Origin of the sequence: Croceibacterium sp. TMG7-5b_MA50, from assembly GCF_039830145.1 — a bacterium.
GTDB lineage: Bacteria > Pseudomonadota > Alphaproteobacteria > Sphingomonadales > Sphingomonadaceae > Croceibacterium.
In genome coordinates this window covers 818,109-834,495 of sequence record NZ_CP156082.1, presented here as the reverse complement: position 1 = coordinate 834,495, position 16,387 = coordinate 818,109, and the positions used below count along the sequence as shown (strand labels likewise).

The window sequence follows — 16,387 nt, the reverse complement described above, 5'->3', positions numbered from 1 at the left end:
TCGGCTGTGAGCCCACATTCCACGATGATGGCATCAAGCTGAGAGTCTGTGAGACCTTCTGCAACATCATAGTCGCTGCCCCTGCACGCACCCAGCAAGATCATGGTGCAGACAAGGAGTCGCCTCACCCCAGCATACCCACGAACCGCTCGAACAGGTAAAAACTGTCCTGCGGCCCTGGGCTCGCCTCCGGGTGGTACTGCACCCCGAACGCCTTCTTGCCGCGAATGCTGATCCCGCAATTCGTGCCGTCGAACAGGGAGACATGCGTCTCCTCCACGCCGTCAGGCAATGCAGCATTATCTACCGCAAAGCCGTGGTTCATGCTGGTGATCTCCACCACGCCATCCTCCAGCCGCTTCACCGGGTGGTTGGCGCCGCGGTGGCCCTGGTGCATCTTCACCGTGCGCGCGCCCGCCGCCAGGCCCAGCAACTGGTGCCCGAGGCAGATGCCGAAGATCGGCATGTCGCGGTCCAGCAATTCGCGGATCACCGGCACTGCGTAGCTGCCCGTTGCCGCCGGATCGCCGGGGCCGTTGGACAGAAACACGCCGTCGGGCGCCATCGCCATGATCTCCGCGACGGAGGTCTCCGCCGGCACCACAGTCACCCGCGCGCCGGCGCGAGCCAGGTTGCGGAAGATGTTGTCCTTGCTGCCATAGTCGATCGCCACGACATGCGGGCCAGCCTTGGGCGAGGCGCCGTAGCCCTTCCCCAACTCCCACGGGCCGCCTTCCCAGCCATGGTGCTTCTCTCGCGACACGGTCTTGGCGAGGTCCATGCCCTCCAGCCCCGGCCAGTCCTGCGCCATGCGAAGCAGCGCCGGGATGTCGAACTCACTCTTGGGTGAATGCGCGATCACCGCGTTTGGCGCGCCGGCCACGCGGATACGGCGGGTCAGCGCGCGGGTGTCCACGCCGGACAGGCCGATCTTCAAGTGGCCGGCCATCCACTCGTCGAACTCGCGCGTGGCGCGGAAGCTGGAATGGGCGGTCACCTCCTCGCGCACGATGCAGCCGACTGCGCCCTCGACCTCGGACTCGATGTCCTCCTCGTTCGTCCCGACATTGCCGATATGCGGGAAGGTGAAGGTGACGATCTGCGCGGCGTAGGAGGGATCGGTCAGCACCTCCTGATACCCGGTCATCGCGGTGTTGAAGCACACTTCGCCCACTGCGTGGCCGACATGGCCGAACCCCTTGCCCCACACCACCGTGCCGTCCGCGAGTACCAGGACCCCCGTTGCGCCTGCGGGAGGCGCGGCAGAGGATGCGGAAAAGGCCATTGTGGGCTCCCGTTCAGGTGAATTGCCAGCGATGTTGCTAAGGCGCGGCGGCTACTCGCGCCACCCCCCGCCGTCAAGGCCGCGCTCCGCAGTTTGACGGATCGTGCCCGATGACGGATGGGGCGCGGCAACACACATCCTTGCGAAAGAGGCACATATGATCAGGGACCGGATCAAGGCGGAGACCGTGACGGCGATGAAGGCGGGCGACAAACCGCGGACTGCCGCTTTGCGGCTGATCGCCGCCAAGCTGAAGGACCGCGACATCGAACAGCGCACCGCGACGCAGCCGGTGACGGATGACGACACGCTGGTGATCGACGTGCTGCAGAAGATGGCCAAGCAGCGCCGCGAATCGATCACCATGTACGAGCAAGGTGGGCGCGACGAACTCGCCGCGCAGGAGCAGGCCGAGTTGGTTGTGATCGAGGAGTTCCTGCCCCGCCAGCTGGACGAGCCGGAAACCCGCGCCGCGATCGAGGGCATCAAGACGGAGCTCGGCGCATCGGGCATGAAGGACATGGGCAAGGTAATGGCGGAACTGAAGGCGCGCCACGGCACCGTGCTCGACCTTGGCCGGGCGAGTGGCTGGGTGAAGGATGCGCTCGCCTGATCGGGCGGATGCAGGCATAATCCCACCCCATGGCCCTCACCCCGCAATGGCTGGACGAACTGCGCGCGCGGATCACCCTGTCACAGGTGATCGGCCGCACGACCAAGCTGACGCGCGCTGGCCGGGAATGGAAGGCATGCTGCCCGTTCCATAATGAGAAGAGCCCCTCATTCACCGTCAATGACGAGAAGGGGTTCTATCATTGCTTCGGCTGCGGCGCGCATGGCGATGCGATCCGCTGGATGACCGATCAGCGCGGCCTGGGCTTCATCGATGCGGTTGGCGAATTGGCGGCGGAGGCGGGCATGGAAGTGCCCCGCCCCGACCCGCGCGCCGCGCAAGCGGCGGAACAGCGCAACGGCTTGGCAGAGGCGATGCAGGCGGCGCAGGACTGGTTCGTCGCCAATCTGCGCGGACCAGACGGCGCGCGAGCGCGCGATTACCTGAAGGTTCGAGGGCTGGACGCACACACGATCGAAAGGTTCGGCTTCGGCTACGCGCCTGACAATCGCAACGCGCTGAAGGCGGCGCTGGAACGCTTCGGCGAACCCATGTTGGTCGAGGCAGGCCTCAGGATCGAGGCCGAAGGGCGCGAGAATTACGACCGGTTCCGCGGCCGGCTGATGCTGCCGATCCAGGACGCGCGCGGGCGAGTGATCGCGTTTGGCGGCCGCATACTCGACAACGAAAAAAAGGATGCTCCCAAATACCTGAATTCGCCTGATACCCCGCTGTTCGACAAAGGCCGCACGCTCTACAATCTGCATCGCGCCAGCGCCGCCAGCCGGCAGAGCGGCCGGGTGCTGGTTGTCGAAGGCTACATGGACGTGATCGCTTTGGCGGCCGCGGGGTTCGAGGATGCGGTGGCGCCGATGGGCACCGCGCTGACCGAGCAGCAGATCGAGCTACTGTGGCGCATGGCGGACAAGCCGGTCCTGTGCTTCGACGGGGACGCCGCCGGGCAGCGCGCCGCCATTCGCGCCGCCACCCGCGCCCTACCCATGCTGCGGCCCGGTCACTCGCTGCAATTCGCCATCCTGCCTGCCGGGCTCGACCCGGATGACCTGCTAAAGCGTGACGGCCGGGCGGGAATGGACATGGCGCTGGCGGAGGCACGCAGCCTGCTCGACCTCGTCTGGCAGCACGAACAGGCGGTCCAGCCGCTCACCGGGCCGGAGGACAAGGCTGGGCTGAAGGCGCGACTGCTCGCCCACGTGGAGGCGATCGCCCAGCCGGATATCGCCGCGCTGTACCGCCGCGACTGGCTCGACCGGTTCTCCGCCCTCGCCTTTCCCCGGCGAGAAAGCTTTAAGCGCAGCCACAATAAAAAGGAACGCAACAATGTCATAAGATTTGATTTTCGTCGACCTACATCGGCGGCTGACCAAACTGTTGGCATATCCTCTAAAGCTACATTGTTTAGCAACGATGCATTGCATCGGCGGCTTGGAGCAGCGATAACTGAAGGTCTATTACGTTATCCATACCTCATAGAAATTTTGTATCAGAAAATTTTTTCTACTGACTCAAAGTCCTTGGATGCCCGCATTGGAGTTTTGGTAACCGCTCATCTCGACGGCATCACACCGAGCCCCGCGCTGTATGAAGACGCCCTGATGCAGGCTGGGTTAAAACGACCCGAACCGGAAGAATACGACCACTTGCGGTTTCCGTTCGTCTGGAAGGCGGAACATGACCGAGCAACCGAGTGCCTTGTCGATGCGGTCAGCCTGTACGTCGATCAATCAAATATCAAGAAAGCGTACCTCAATGCTTCGGAGCACTTCCAACGTGAGATGACCGATGAGGCATGGCACGAGAAGCAGCGCCTATTTGAACTTACTCAGAGGTATCAGACGCAAGTCAGAAAGCTTGAAGCGGCATAGGCGTCCCTTCTGATAGACCGCTTGATCCCCATTGAGCCGGTACCATATCGGGTGCTCGCACGAAGCACCATCGCCCAATAAACGAAGGCTGGCATTCGATCAGCGACTCGGGCAGATGGCAAGAAAACCGGCCGCCGGTGCGGGGGTCGGGGAACAGGGTGAACCCGGCGCGGCCCCGCTGCCGCCCGGCGCACAGGAAACAGGTTAGAACACTCAATGGCGTCGGAAGACACGACCACCCAGGCCGAAGATGCTCCGCTGATCGACCTCAACGAAGCGTCGATCAAGAAGCTGATCGCGAAGGCGAAGCGTCGCGGCTACATCACCGTGGACGAGCTGAACGAGGCGCTGCCCGAAGACCAGATGTCCACTGACCAGATCGAGGACGTGATGTCCGCGATCAGCGAAATGGGCGTCAACATCGTCGAGAATGACGAGGACGCCGCCGAAGAGGACGAGGACGGCGAGCGCCGGACCGAGGAATCCGGCAGCGCGGACGAGGACGAGGACAGCGCCGAGCCCGACGAGGCCGCCGCCGCCACCCTGCCCGAGAAGAAGCGCAAGGAAACCACCGAACGCACCGACGATCCGGTGCGCATGTACCTGCGCGAGATGGGCGCCGTCGAACTGCTGAGCCGCGAGGGCGAGATCGCCATCGCCAAGCGCATCGAGGCGGGCCGTGACATGATGATCATGGGCCTGTGCGAAAGCCCGATCACCTTCCACGCCATCATCCAGTGGTCCGAAGCGCTGAACAATGGCGAGATGCAGCTGCGCGAGATCCTCGATCTCGACGCAATGCTGTCCAAGGAGCCGCCGGTCGACAAGATGGAGTCCGACGAGGACGACGACGGCGAGATCAGCGAGGAGACCGCCGGCCCGTCCTACAAGGAGGAGGAAGAGCCCGAGGAGGAAGCCTCCGCCGACGAGGATGAGGATGGCGAAGGTGCCGGCCGTCGCCGTCGCGAGGAAGAGGAAGAGGAGGACAACACCCTTTCCCTGGCCCAGATGGAAGCCGCGCTGAAGCCTGACGCGCTGGAGCGCTTCGCCCGCATCACCGACCTGTTCAACCGGTTCGAGACGCTGCAGGCCGAGCGCGTGGACGTGCTGGGCGCCGGCAACAGCTTCGCGCCGGCCAAGGAGCGCCAGTACGAGGAGCTGCGCGATCAGCTGACGGCAGAGGTAGAATCGGTCCAATTCCACGCGACCAAGATCGAATACCTCGTCGACAATCTCTACGCCTTCAACCGCCGGCTGACCACGCTGGGCGGGCAGATGCTGCGTCTGGCCGAACGTCACAAGATCAAGCGCGTCGACTTCCTGAACTCGTACATGGGTAACGAGCTCGACGATGCGTGGCTCGGTTCCGTGTCGAAGAAGGACAAGAAGTGGACCGCCTTCGCCACCAACGAGGCGGAGCCGGTGGAGCGCATCCGCGCGGAAATCGCCGACATCGCCGCGCAGACCGGCATGTCGCTTGGCGAGTTCCGCCGCATCGTCAACATGGTGCAGAAGGGTGAACGCGAGGCGCGCATCGCCAAGAAGGAGATGGTCGAGGCGAACCTGCGCCTGGTGATCTCCATCGCGAAGAAGTACACCAATCGCGGCCTGCAATTCCTTGACCTGATCCAGGAAGGGAACATCGGCCTGATGAAGGCGGTCGACAAGTTCGAGTATCGCCGCGGCTACAAGTTCAGCACCTACGCCACCTGGTGGATTCGGCAGGCGATCACCCGTTCTATTGCGGACCAGGCGCGGACCATCCGCATCCCCGTTCACATGATCGAGACCATCAACAAGCTGGTGCGGACTAGCCGCCAGTTCCTGCACGAACAGGGCCGCGAACCGACGCCGGAGGAGATGGCCGAACGCCTTTCCATGCCACTTGAAAAGGTGCGCAAGGTCATGAAGATCGCCAAGGAGCCGATCTCCCTCGAAACGCCGATCGGCGACGAGGAAGACAGCCACTTGGGCGACTTCATCGAGGATAAGAACGCGATCATCCCGGTGGATGCGGCGATCCAGGCAAACCTCAAGGAAACCGTCACTCGCGTCCTCGCCTCTCTCACCCCGCGTGAGGAACGTGTTCTGCGCATGCGCTTTGGTATCGGCATGAATACCGATCACACGCTTGAGGAGGTCGGACAGCAGTTCAGCGTGACCCGCGAACGTATCCGGCAGATCGAGGCAAAGGCGCTGCGCAAGCTGAAGCACCCGAGTCGCAGCCGCAAGATGCGCTCGTTCCTGGACCAGTGAGCCTGTAATAGGACCGCCGCCCGCGTGGTGACGCTCGACTTCGCGGCGCTGTTCGCACGCTCGCCCAACCCGTACATGGTGCTGGACCGCGATCTGGTGATCGCGTGGGCGAACGATGCATATCTATCCGTCACCATGCGGCAAGGAACGGAGATTTTCGGGCGCAGGCTGATGGAGGCCTTTCCGGCTGATCCTGCGTCCGAAAGCTACAAGCTGCTCAACGAGTCGCTCCAACGCGTATTGAGAACTGGCGAGCCGGACGAAATTGCCATCATCCGCTACGACATTCCTCGACCCGACGGAGGAATGGACGTGCGGTACTGGAGTGCCACGCACACGCCCCTGCCCGATCAGTCTGGCGCACTCAGCTACATCCTGCAGCACACGGTCGACATCACCGAACTACACAATCTGCGCCGGGCGCGGGATGAGGCGGACCTGCTTCGCCGCGCGAGCGCGGTGCAGGAGCGTAATACCGATCTTGCCGCAGAAAGCCGTCGGCTGCTCGACTTCTTTGCCCATGCCCCCGGTTTCGTCGCGCTGCTGGAAGGGCCCGATCACCGCTTCACCATGGCCAACAGAGCCTATTGCGAGCTGGTCGGCCGCAACGACCTGATCGGCCAACCGGTCAGCGACGCCCTGCCCGAAGTGATGGAGCAGGGTTTCGGCGAGATCCTGGATCAGGTGCGCGCCACCAGGCAGCCCTTCTACGGACGCCGCACCCGCGTACTGCTCCGCCGTCTGCCGCAGGGCCGTACTGCCGAACTGTTCCTGAACTTCATCTTCCAGCCCGTGTTCGCGGCAGATGGCTCCGTCGGCGGCATCATCGTCCAGGGCTACGACCTGACCGAAGAGGTCGAGTACGAACAGCGCCAGACGCTGCTGATCGGCGAACTCAGCCATCGCGTGAAGAACACGCTCGCCATTGTCCAAAGCCTTGCAGGTCAGTCCTTCCGCGCCGTCATTGGGGCGGAAGAGGCGCAGGCGATCTTCAGCGCCCGACTGAAGGCGCTTGCGGCCGCGCATACCCTGCTGACGGAGGCGCAATGGGGTGACGCACCACTTGCCGATGTCGTGCGCCGGGCGTCAGAGGCGACCGCCGGAGATGCAATTGCCCGCTTCACCCTCGCCGGCCCGGATGTGGCGCTGCCACCGCAAACTGCGGTTTCGCTGGCCATGATCGTTCACGAATTATGCACTAACGCGCTAAAATATGGTGCTCTTTCCAACGAGCAAGGACAGATCGCCATCACCTGGTCAGTGACTGATAGCTCAGCGCTGCGGCTTCATTGGAAGGAGGCCGGCGGACCGCCTGTGCGACCACCAAGCCGGCGCGGGTTCGGCACTCGCCTGATCGAGCGCGGCCTTTCCGCTGACGGCGATGGCCGCGTGCAGCTGACCTATGCGCCGGAAGGTCTCGCCTGTACCATCGAGACACGCCTCATGCCTGCCACTCAGGCGGATGCCGGAGTGTGAAACTCGCCGGACGCAGGGTTCTGCTGGTCGAGGATGAGCCGATCATTGGCTTCGCGCTGGAGGACATGCTACAGAGTGTCGGCGCATGCGCCAGGCTGGCTTGTTCGCTGGACGAAGGGCTGCGCTGCGTAGACGAATGCACCTGGGATGCGGCAATCCTGGACGTAAATCTGCACGGTCGTCAAAGCTTCCCGCTGGCGCGCGCGCTTCTTGCAGCGCAGGTGCCGGTGGTGTTCGCCACCGGCAACAGTTTGCAATCTTGGCCGCAGGATCTCGCCGCCGTTCCCACCATCAGCAAGCCCTACGACCTCGCCGCCATTCGCCGCGCGTTCGAAGGCTAGGCCCGGCTCTTTCTAAGGCTCGGCGACGATCCGCGCCGACCTGCCGGCTGGTTGCCCGGCGAGCAGAACCCGGATGCTATGCGCATAGATCGCCTGCGCCTCCACCAGCGTTGCTGGGAGTGACTCGCGCTCGGCGACTTCCGGCGTTGCCTCCGGACGAGCCGAAGATGCCCTCGCCACCTCCACTGGCGCGATCCGCAGGCGAACATCGTCAAACTGGGCAACGCCAATCTCCCTCACCGCGGCGAGATGGCCCGCCGGCGTCGCTGAGGCTGGCGGGCTGGCAGCCTCGGCGACATGGACGGGCGATTGTGACGGTGCCGGTCGCGGGTTGTAAGTGACCTCTCCGTCCTCCCCCGCACCTGCACTGTTGTCGGCTGCCTGCGGATCGCGCGCAGCATCGTCGCCCTGTTCCGCAGTCGTCGGCGGTGAAGTCGCAGGCGCTGCTGATGGCAAAGGCGGCGGCGCCGGGGCAGGGGCCGGTGTAGGGGTCGGAGTCGGTCTGGCAGGGCCCCGGCCCATACCGACAAGATTTATCAGGCTCATATCTCTCAGCTTTCTGGCAGCTTCCCGTCGGATGCAGTCTAGTCGGCTCTCCTTTCCCGCTTCACTGCCAAGGACGGTTACCGGCAGGTTTTTGCCGGTCCGCCGGCAGGATAATGCCGCTGTCGGAGCGGGTGGCCAGCGATGCCCGCTTGCGCTATGGGCGCGCCCATGAAGATCGCGATCGCGTCCGACCACGCCGCTTTCGACCTGAAAGCGGATCTTGCCCAGTGGCTTGCCGACATCGGGTACGAGGTTGTTGACCTTGGCCCGGACAGTGCCAGCTCGGTCGATTATCCCGACTATGGCTACCGTCTGGCGCAGGCGATCGGCGACAATCAGGCGGCGCTCGGTGTAGCGCTGTGCGGGTCGGGCATCGGCATCTCGATTGCCGCCAACCGCCATGCGGCTGTGCGCTGCGCGCTGGTCAGCGAACCCTTGTCGGCCCGGCTCGCGCGGACGCACAACGATGCGAACGCCATCGCCATGGGCGCGCGGCTGATCGGTCCGGAAATGGCCCGGGCATGCCTTGCGGCCTTTCTCGACACCCCCTTCGAAGGCGGCCGGCACCAGCGCCGCGTCGACAAGCTTTCCCAGCCTCAGTTGAATCAGGAACCGGCATGACCACGCCCACGCTCGACCGCGATCAAACGGCCACCTCCACTCCGCTCAAGACCTTCTGGCACGACACGCTGGAAGATGCCGATCCCGATGTCGCCGCAATCATCGGCCGGGAACTCGGGCGCCAGCGTGACCGGATCGAACTGATCGCCAGCGAGAACATCGCCAGCCCCGCCGTGCTGGAAGCGACCGGATCGGTCTTCACCAACAAATATGCCGAGGGTTATCCTGGCAAGCGCTATTACGGCGGCTGCGAATACGCAGACGAGGTGGAGCGGCTCGCGATCGAGCGGGTGACACGGCTGTTCGGCTGCAACTTCGCCAATGTGCAGCCCAATTCGGGCAGCCAGATGAACCAGGCCGTGTTCCTGGCACTGCTGAACCCTGGTGACACCTTCATGGGGCTGGATCTCGCCAGCGGCGGGCACCTGACCCATGGCAGTCCCGTGAACATGAGCGGCAAGTGGTTCAACGCCGTGCCTTACGGCGTGCGGCGGGAAGACAGCCTGCTCGACATGGAGCAGGTGACCAGCCTTGCGCGGGAGCACAAGCCGAAGCTCATCATCGCGGGCGGCACCGCCTATCCGCGCCACTGGGACTTCGCCGCCTTCCGAGCCATCGCGGACGAGGTGGGCGCATACCTGCTGATCGACATGTCGCACTTCTCCGGCCTGGTCGCCGGCGGCGTGCATCCCTCCCCCTTCCCTCATGCCCATGTCGTGACCACAACCACGCACAAGAGCCTGCGCGGCCCCCGTTCGGGCGTGATCCTGACCGATGACGAGGCACTGGCGAAGAAGTTCAACTCCGCCATTTTCCCCGGCCTGCAGGGCGGGCCGCTGATGCACGTCATCGCGGGCAAGGCGGTCGCTTTCGGGGAGGCGCTGCGGCCTTCCTTCCGTGACTATGCCGCGCAGATCGTCGCCAATGCCAGGGCGCTGGCCGACTCGCTTGCGCAGGCAGGCGTACCCTGCGTCTCCGGCGGGACGGACAACCACCTGGTGCTGGTCGACCTGACCCAGGCGGATGTCACCGGCAAGGCGGCGGAAAAGGCGCTCGATCGCGCTTTCCTGACCTGCAACAAGAACGCGATCCCGTTCGATCCGCGCTCCCCGTTCATCACCTCCGGCATCCGGCTCGGCACCCCGGCTGCTACGACCCGCGGCTTCGGCACGGCCGAGTTCGCGCAGGTCGGGCGCATGATCGCCGACGTGGTCGCCGGCCTCTCCCGCAACGGTGAGGAGGGCGACGCGCAGGTAGAAGAGGCTGTGCGCCGCCAGGCAAGCGAACTGTGCCAGGCCTTTCCTGTCTATCCCGGGAGATAATTGATGCCCTACGACAACGATCCGCAGCGTCCCGGCAGCCTGCTGGACGATGCCACCTCCGAACTGAAGGGCATGGCCAAGGGCGGGATGGCTCATCCTTCGACCAAGCCGGTGCTGACCGGCGCAGCCGTGGGTGCGGTCGCCGGCGCAGTGTTGCCGGTCGTCACCCTGCCCATCGGCCTGATCGCGGGCGCCGGCTACATGCTCTACAAGCGGCTGCGCCCCTGATCCATGCGATGCCCGTTCTGCGCGCATGACGACACCCAGGTAAAGGATTCGCGCCCCTCCGAAGACAGCACCGCCATCCGGCGACGGCGGCAGTGCGAAGGTTGCGGGGCGCGGTTCACCACGTTCGAACGGGTGCAATTGCGTGAGGTGATGGTCGTGAAGGCGAGCGGCCGGCGCGAGCCGTTCGACCGCGGCAAGATCGAACAATCCGTCGCCCTCGCCTGCCGCAAGCGTCCGGTACCGCAGGAACGGATCGATCAGTTCGTCTCCTCCATCCAGCGCCAGCTGGAAATTTCGGGTGAGGCGGAGGTACCCTCCGCTCGAATTGGCGAGCTGGTGATGGACAATCTGCGTGAACTCGATGCGGTGGCCTGCATCCGCTTCGCCTCCGTCTACCGCGACTTCGAAGATGCCCGCGATTTCGAGGATTTCGCCAGCACCGTGCGCGACGTGGGCGGTCGCTGATGGCCATGGAAGCGCTCGGCGCTCCTCCCATCATCGTCCTCGTGCGGCCGCAGCTTGGCGAGAATATCGGCAAGGCGGCGCGCGCCATGCTCAATTTCGGCCTAACCGAGCTGCGGCTGGTAGAACCGCGTGACGGTTGGCCCAACCCATCCGCCGGTCCGGCAGCCTCGGGTGCCGACATCGTGCTGGAAGGCGCCAAGGTGTTCGCCAGCACCGCCGAGGCGGTCGCCGACTGCGCCCATGTCTACGCCACCACCGTGCGCAAACGCGGCGTCACAAAGCCTGTCGTCGGTCCGGAGGAGGCCGGTCGTGCCATCGCTGAGGCACAGGGCCGCAGCGCCATCCTGTTCGGGCCCGAGCGATCGGGTCTAGAGACGGAGGACGTGGCGCTTGCCCGGGCGATCTTGACGGTGCCGATCAATCCCCAGTTCGCCTCGCTCAACCTGGCCCAGGCGGTGATCCTGGTGGCGTATGGCTGGTCCCGTACGCAGCATCTGGCGGTGCCGACGACCGAGGAGCTGCTGCCCCCGGCCCCGCAGGAGGAACTTGAGGGCATGATCGCCCATTTGGAACGTCTGTTGGAACCGCGCGGCTATTTCGCGCCCGAAAGCCGCGCCGCCAGCACGCGCCGCACACTCCGCACGATGCTGACCAAACCCGCCTGGAATCACCTGGAGGTCCGCACCATGCGGGGGGTCCTGTCCGCGCTAGAGCGAGAGCCGCGCGACTAGCTGGAGCTTGTGTGCGGGCGCGGATGGCGTATCCTTCGGCTGCGAAGGAGATTTGCCATGCAGTCCCTCACCATCATCGCGCTGCCCTTGCTCCTGCCGCACCGGTCACCGGCCCGCTCGAACCCAACGCGCGGCGCTGCGCGAACGTGATGCCGATACAGGCGGCTGACGAGACCGTACCCGGACGCCGCGATGGCACCGCTCATGCGGACACGCCGCTGCTTTACAAGGCTGTCGAACATCGCCTGAATGGCTGTTCCGTCCTGCTGATGCAGACTGGCGAACTCAGACACGTACCGAAGATTGACCCGAACCGCCCCTTGCTGGTGCCGGCGCGCTGATCAGCCGAACGGATCGTCGATCGAAGGCGCCGGGGTGCTGAACCAGCGGGGGCCGTCCTCCTCCATCCAGAAGCAGTCTTCAAGCCGGATGCCGAACTGGCCGGGAATGTAGATGCCCGGTTCGTTGCTGAAGCACATGCCGGGCGCCAGGCGCGTCTGCTCGCCGCGGACCAGGTGGACCGGCTCGTGCCCGTCGAGACCGATGCCGTGGCCCGTGCGATGGGAGGTGCCGGGCAGGCGGTAGCCGGGGCCGTAGCCCAATCCTTCGTAGAAGCTGCGTACGGCGTCGTCGATGCTGCCGGCCGTGGCACCGATGCGGGCGGCGGCGATCGCGACGTCCTGACCCTGACGCATCTGCTGCCAGACCTGACGCTGGAAGGCGGTGGGTTCGCCGAAGACGAAGGAGCGCGAGATATCTGACTGATATCCTTCGACATTGCACCCGCTGTCGAGCAGGATCACTTCGCCGTCGCGCACTTGCTGCGGGCGACCACTGCCGTGGGGATAGGCGCTCGCCTCCCCTAGCAGAACGAGGGCGAATTCCGGGTTGCCGCCCATCTGCTTCGTGGCGCCGTTGATCAGGGCGGAGATGTCGGATGGACCCATTCCGCGCTCGATCCGTGGCGCCGCATGGCGATATGCCGCCATCGTGATGTCCGTGGCGAGCTGCATCAGCGCGAGTTCGGCGGCGCTTTTGACCATGCGGCAGCCACGGACCACGGGATTGGCGCTGACCAGCGTGGTACCCGGCAGCGCCGCGGCGAGGCCATCGACCGCGAAATAACGGACGGTTTCCTCGATGCCGATGCGCCCCTGCCCCAAACCACGCGTTTTCAGCCAGTCGGCCACCTTGGCGGTAGGGTCCTCATCCTCGTCCCATGGCAGGATCTCCGCAGGCAGCGCCAGCGTCTCGCGCACGCTGGGTTCTTCGAAGAACGGGGTGACGACGGCGATCTCCCCCTCCCGCGTGATGATGGCGGCGGTCAGACGTTCGCTGCGCCACCATTGCACGCCGGTGAAGTACCTGAGGCTGGTGCCCGCCTCCACCAGCACGGCGTCGAGATCGTGCGAACGCATCAGTTCCGCCGCGTGGGCGACACGGTCCTGTCGCTCGCCAACGGTGATCGGAACCGCCCGGGCGCCGAGTTTCGGCAGACCGTCCTGCGCCATGGCGAACGGCGGCACCAGCGTAGCAGCGAGCCCCGCGGCACTGCCCGCGAGAAAGGAGCGGCGACGCATCAGCGGTACAGCAGCAGCGGCGCGATCTCCGCGCGCCACGCTGCCTCGTCAGGCGAGGTCACCGCGTCGAGGTCGGCAGGCCGGGCCGCCGGGTCGTCGACCCATTCGCGCAAGACGGGGCCACCATTGATGACGTCGATCGCCAGCCGGTCGAACTCGTATTCATACGGGAAGTCGCGCCACAGCGGATAGTCCGGGTACAGCGTGCGGATCGCCTTCCAGGCGAGCGCCTGCAACCGCCAGGGGCGGAACGCCGCATGGTCGTAGAACGTGCCTTCCGCGTGGACAAACAGGGCGTTGCACAACACACCTGCATGCTTGTGGAAGGTCGGCGTGAACCATGCCTCCCGCAGGCCGCAGCCGGTCAGCCAGCCGGGCGCGAGCCGCCGCATCTCCACCAGCACGTCCGACGCGGAGATGTCGGGGGCGCCGAACAGCACCTCCAGCGGGCGGGTCGTACCGCGCCCTTCGGACAGAGTGGTCCCTTCCAGCATCACCGTACCGGCATAGGCACGGGCCATGTTGAGCGTGGCGGCATTGGGGCTCGGATTGATCCACAGCCGGTCTTCCGGCCAGCCGAAGCCGGGCATGGCATCGGGCTGCCAGCCTTCCATCTCAATGACCCGGTAATCGACGTTCAGCCCGAACCGGGCAACGAACCAGTGCCCCATCTCCCCCATGGTCAGCCCATGGCGCATCGGCATAGGACCGGCGCCGACGAAACTTTCATGGCCGCCCAGCAGCAGCGTGCCTTCGACCGGGCGGCCGGCCGGATTGGGTCGATCGAGCACCCAGACGCTCTTGCCCGCAGCTTCCGCCGCCTGCAGCAGATAAAGCAACGTGGTGCAGAAGGTGTAGATGCGGCAGCCAAGGTCCTGCAGGTCGAACAGGAACACGTCCGCCGTGCTCATCATCTGGCCACTGGGGCGGCGCACCTCCCCATAGAGGCTGAACAGCGGGATGCCGTAGGTGGCGTCGACCTCGTCCGCCGTCTCCACCATGTTGTCCTGCTTGTCGCCCTTGATGCCATGCTGCGGGCCGAAGGCGGCGGTGACGTTGATGCCGGCGGCGATCAGCGCATCCAGCGAATGCGTCAGGTCGCGGGTGACGGATGCGGGATGCGCGACCAGCGCCACGCGCCGGCCGGACAGTTGCTGTAGGAGCGCGGGATCCGCCAGCAGGCGGTCGATGCCGAAGTTCATGTGGCTTGGGGTGCCGCAAGCGATGCGGTGAAGCAAGCCGGGTCGTGGAAGTCCGGCGCCGTGCCGCCATGCGCCAGCGCCCAATAGGATTTCACCCCTCCCGCCTCTTCGATCACCGCCGTCAATCCGACGGAGCCGAGCGGCACCGTGGCAAGTGGCAGCGCCACGTCGAAGATCGCCAGATTGCCGCCCCGCCGCATGGTGCAGACCGGCTGCGGCGTCACCGGCCGCTCCGCCATGCCGGTGCGCCGGTCGGTGAAGTCGTAGGCGGCCCATTGATCGGACGGGCTGAAATTGAATTCGGCATATGCGGTGCCGCCCGCGGGCTGCACGAACAATTCGAAGCATGTGGTGCGCCACAATCCGTCCGCCCGGACCTGCCCGGCGAAGGGTGGCACGACTAGCCCCGCCGCCCCCTCCACGCGCCAGCGCAGCCGCAGCCACCGGTCCACCGGCGCCAGCACACTGGCCGATACCCCGCTGACCCCCGCCGCCGGCATGGCCGGATGCGGCACCAGTTCCCACGTCTGCATGGGCTTCCCCCCTCGCGTCCCCGCGTGCTACCGGCGCCCGGCCATGAGCCAGTACCAGTCCGATCTCCTCCGCCTGCTCGACGAGCGCGGCTACATCCACCAGCTGACCGATGCCGCGGGCCTTGATGCCCTGGCGCAGCGGCAGGTGGTGCCCGGCTATATCGGCTTCGACCCAACGGCACCATCGCTGCATGTTGGCGGCCTGGTGCAGATCATGCTGCTGCGCCGGTTGCAGCAGGCGGGGCACAAGCCGATCGTGCTGATGGGCGGCGGCACCGGCAAGATCGGCGATCCCAGTTTCAAGGACGACGCCCGCAAGCTGCTGACGACCGAGACGATCGCGGAGAACGTCGCCAGCATCAAACGGGTGTTCGAACGGTTCCTGACCTTTGGCGACGGCCCATCCGATGCCATCATGCTGGACAATGCCGAGTGGCTGGACCGGCTGGAATATATCCCGTTCCTGCGGGAGGTCGGCCAGCATTTCAGCGTGAACCGGATGCTGAGCTTCGATTCGGTCAAGCAGCGGCTGGATCGGGAGCAATCGCTGAGCTTCCTGGAATTCAACTACATGATCCTGCAGGCCTACGACTTCCGGGAGCTGGCTGAGCGCCATGGCTGCCGGTTGCAGATGGGCGGCAGCGACCAGTGGGGCAACATCGTCAACGGCATCGAGCTCGCCCGCCGGATGGACGGGACGGAGGTGTTCGGCGCGACCACCCCGTTGCTGACCACCGCCGATGGCAGCAAGATGGGCAAGACCGTCGCCGGCGCCGTGTGGCTGAACGACGACATGCTGCCCGCGTATGATTTCTGGCAGTACTGGCGCAATGTGGACGACCGGGACGTCGGCAAGTTCATGCGCCTGTTCACCGACCTCCCGCTGGACGAGATCGCCCGGCTGGAGGCGCTGCAGAGTTCCGAGATCAACGACGCCAAGATCGTGCTGGCAAACGAGGTCACGGCATTGGTGCGCGGCCGGGAGGCGGCGCAGGGTGCAGCCGACACCGCGGCGCAGACCTTTGCCGGCGGCGCGCTGGGCGGCGACCTGCCGGTGTTGAGCGTGCCGGCGGACGGCATCCGGCTGGGCGCGGCCTGCACCGGCATCGGCTTTGCCGCCAGCGGGGGCGAGGCGAAGCGCAAGATCGCGGAAGGCGCGGTGCGGCTGGACGACCAGCCCGCCACCGACCCGGCGGAGCTGATCGTGCTGGCGCCGGGCGAGGAGCGCAAGCTGAGCCTGGGCCGCAAGAAGCACGGCATCCTGCGCGGCGCGTAAGGCTTGGCTGGCGATTTGCGCGGGGG

At 65.5% G+C, this 16,387-nt stretch carries 16 protein-coding genes; 12 read left to right on the top strand and 4 right to left on the bottom strand.

The window, feature by feature from the left end; genetic code table 11:
- Positions 1-124: 124 nt before the first annotated feature.
- The gene (gene carA / locus V5740_RS04145; protein WP_347303820.1) at positions 125-1,285 is read right to left on the bottom strand and encodes a glutamine-hydrolyzing carbamoyl-phosphate synthase small subunit; all 1,161 of its coding nucleotides are present in this window, start codon (positions 1,283-1,285) and stop codon (positions 125-127) included.
- Positions 1,286-1,442: 157 nt separating this feature from the next.
- On the opposite strand from carA, the gene V5740_RS04140 reads away from it, so the two are divergent.
- The 11 genes from V5740_RS04140 to V5740_RS04090 all read left to right on the top strand — a co-directional run bounded on the left by V5740_RS04140 (position 1,443) and on the right by V5740_RS04090 (position 12,111).
- Entirely contained in the window at positions 1,443-1,898 is a 456-nt protein-coding gene (locus V5740_RS04140) for a GatB/YqeY domain-containing protein (RefSeq protein WP_347303819.1), read from the top strand.
- A 29-nt stretch (positions 1,899-1,927) separates the two neighbouring features.
- Complete coding sequence (dnaG, locus tag V5740_RS04135; RefSeq protein WP_347303818.1) at positions 1,928-3,784, top strand: DNA primase; 1,857 nt, start codon at positions 1,928-1,930, stop codon at positions 3,782-3,784.
- A 216-nt stretch (positions 3,785-4,000) separates the two neighbouring features.
- The gene (gene rpoD / locus V5740_RS04130; protein WP_347303817.1) at positions 4,001-6,040 is read left to right on the top strand and encodes an RNA polymerase sigma factor RpoD; all 2,040 of its coding nucleotides are present in this window, start codon (positions 4,001-4,003) and stop codon (positions 6,038-6,040) included.
- 24 nt (positions 6,041-6,064) lie between these two features.
- Positions 6,065-7,516: a PAS domain-containing protein gene (locus tag V5740_RS04125; RefSeq protein WP_347303816.1), complete on the top strand. Its 1,452-nt coding sequence runs from the start codon at positions 6,065-6,067 to the stop codon at positions 7,514-7,516.
- Positions 7,513-7,857: a response regulator gene (locus tag V5740_RS04120; RefSeq protein WP_347303815.1), complete on the top strand. Its 345-nt coding sequence runs from the start codon at positions 7,513-7,515 to the stop codon at positions 7,855-7,857. The genes V5740_RS04125 and V5740_RS04120 overlap by 4 nt, the downstream gene beginning before the upstream one ends.
- 714 nt (positions 7,858-8,571) lie before the next feature.
- Positions 8,572-9,024, top strand: a complete 453-nt coding sequence (gene rpiB / locus V5740_RS04115; RefSeq protein WP_347303814.1) for a ribose 5-phosphate isomerase B — start codon at positions 8,572-8,574, stop codon at positions 9,022-9,024.
- A complete protein-coding gene (glyA, locus tag V5740_RS04110; RefSeq protein ID WP_347303813.1) occupies positions 9,021-10,346 on the top strand; it encodes a serine hydroxymethyltransferase in 1,326 nt (441 codons plus the stop codon). The genes rpiB and glyA overlap by 4 nt, the downstream gene beginning before the upstream one ends.
- A gap of 3 nt (positions 10,347-10,349) precedes the next feature.
- On the top strand, positions 10,350-10,574 hold the full coding sequence (locus V5740_RS04105; protein WP_347303812.1) for a hypothetical protein: 225 nt from the start codon (positions 10,350-10,352) through the stop codon (positions 10,572-10,574).
- Positions 10,575-10,577: 3 nt separating this feature from the next.
- The gene (nrdR, locus tag V5740_RS04100; RefSeq protein WP_347303811.1) at positions 10,578-11,039 is read left to right on the top strand and encodes a transcriptional regulator NrdR; all 462 of its coding nucleotides are present in this window, start codon (positions 10,578-10,580) and stop codon (positions 11,037-11,039) included.
- Positions 11,039-11,770 carry an RNA methyltransferase gene (locus V5740_RS04095; RefSeq protein WP_347303810.1) on the top strand — a complete coding sequence of 244 codons (732 nt, stop codon included), beginning with the start codon at positions 11,039-11,041 and terminating at the stop codon, positions 11,768-11,770. Before nrdR ends, V5740_RS04095 begins: the two co-directional genes overlap by 1 nt.
- Before the next feature lie 23 nt (positions 11,771-11,793).
- On the top strand, positions 11,794-12,111 hold the full coding sequence (locus V5740_RS04090; RefSeq protein ID WP_347303809.1) for a hypothetical protein: 318 nt from the start codon (positions 11,794-11,796) through the stop codon (positions 12,109-12,111).
- Here the strand turns inward: V5740_RS04090 and V5740_RS04085 are convergent, their stop codons facing one another.
- From V5740_RS04085 to V5740_RS04075, 3 genes are read right to left on the bottom strand one after another with little or no spacing between them, the layout of a single operon-like run.
- Positions 12,112-13,350: a Xaa-Pro peptidase family protein gene (locus tag V5740_RS04085; protein ID WP_347303808.1), complete on the bottom strand. Its 1,239-nt coding sequence runs from the start codon at positions 13,348-13,350 to the stop codon at positions 12,112-12,114.
- Positions 13,350-14,552, bottom strand: coding sequence for a DUF1343 domain-containing protein (locus tag V5740_RS04080; RefSeq protein WP_347303807.1), 1,203 nt, complete (start codon positions 14,550-14,552; stop codon positions 13,350-13,352). The genes V5740_RS04085 and V5740_RS04080 overlap by 1 nt, the downstream gene beginning before the upstream one ends.
- On the bottom strand, positions 14,549-15,085 hold the full coding sequence (locus tag V5740_RS04075) for a DOMON-like domain-containing protein (protein WP_347303806.1): 537 nt from the start codon (positions 15,083-15,085) through the stop codon (positions 14,549-14,551). Before V5740_RS04075 ends, V5740_RS04080 begins: the two co-directional genes overlap by 4 nt.
- A 43-nt stretch (positions 15,086-15,128) precedes the next feature.
- On the opposite strand from V5740_RS04075, the gene tyrS reads away from it, so the two are divergent.
- On the top strand, positions 15,129-16,361 hold the full coding sequence (tyrS, locus tag V5740_RS04070) for a tyrosine--tRNA ligase (protein WP_347303805.1): 1,233 nt from the start codon (positions 15,129-15,131) through the stop codon (positions 16,359-16,361).
- The last annotated feature ends 26 nt before the right edge of the window (positions 16,362-16,387 follow it).

Excerpts from the sequence above, each read along its gene's own strand:
- carA (WP_347303820.1), bottom strand. The coding sequence starts at position 1,285 with ATGGCCTTTTCCGCATCCTCTGCCGCGCCTCCCGCAGGCGCAACGGGG.
- V5740_RS04140 (WP_347303819.1), top strand. The coding sequence starts at position 1,443 with ATGATCAGGGACCGGATCAAGGCGGAGACCGTGACGGCGATGAAGGCG.
- dnaG (WP_347303818.1), top strand. The coding sequence starts at position 1,928 with ATGGCCCTCACCCCGCAATGGCTGGACGAACTGCGCGCGCGGATCACC.
- rpoD (WP_347303817.1), top strand. The coding sequence starts at position 4,001 with ATGGCGTCGGAAGACACGACCACCCAGGCCGAAGATGCTCCGCTGATC.
- rpiB (WP_347303814.1), top strand. The coding sequence starts at position 8,572 with ATGAAGATCGCGATCGCGTCCGACCACGCCGCTTTCGACCTGAAAGCG.
- glyA (WP_347303813.1), top strand. The coding sequence starts at position 9,021 with ATGACCACGCCCACGCTCGACCGCGATCAAACGGCCACCTCCACTCCG.
- V5740_RS04105 (WP_347303812.1), top strand. The coding sequence starts at position 10,350 with ATGCCCTACGACAACGATCCGCAGCGTCCCGGCAGCCTGCTGGACGAT.
- nrdR (WP_347303811.1), top strand. The coding sequence starts at position 10,578 with ATGCGATGCCCGTTCTGCGCGCATGACGACACCCAGGTAAAGGATTCG.
- V5740_RS04095 (WP_347303810.1), top strand. The coding sequence starts at position 11,039 with ATGGCCATGGAAGCGCTCGGCGCTCCTCCCATCATCGTCCTCGTGCGG.
- V5740_RS04090 (WP_347303809.1), top strand. The coding sequence starts at position 11,794 with ATGGCGTATCCTTCGGCTGCGAAGGAGATTTGCCATGCAGTCCCTCAC.
- V5740_RS04085 (WP_347303808.1), bottom strand. The coding sequence starts at position 13,350 with ATGCGTCGCCGCTCCTTTCTCGCGGGCAGTGCCGCGGGGCTCGCTGCT.
- V5740_RS04080 (WP_347303807.1), bottom strand. The coding sequence starts at position 14,552 with ATGAACTTCGGCATCGACCGCCTGCTGGCGGATCCCGCGCTCCTACAG.
- V5740_RS04075 (WP_347303806.1), bottom strand. The coding sequence starts at position 15,085 with ATGCAGACGTGGGAACTGGTGCCGCATCCGGCCATGCCGGCGGCGGGG.
- tyrS (WP_347303805.1), top strand. The coding sequence starts at position 15,129 with ATGAGCCAGTACCAGTCCGATCTCCTCCGCCTGCTCGACGAGCGCGGC.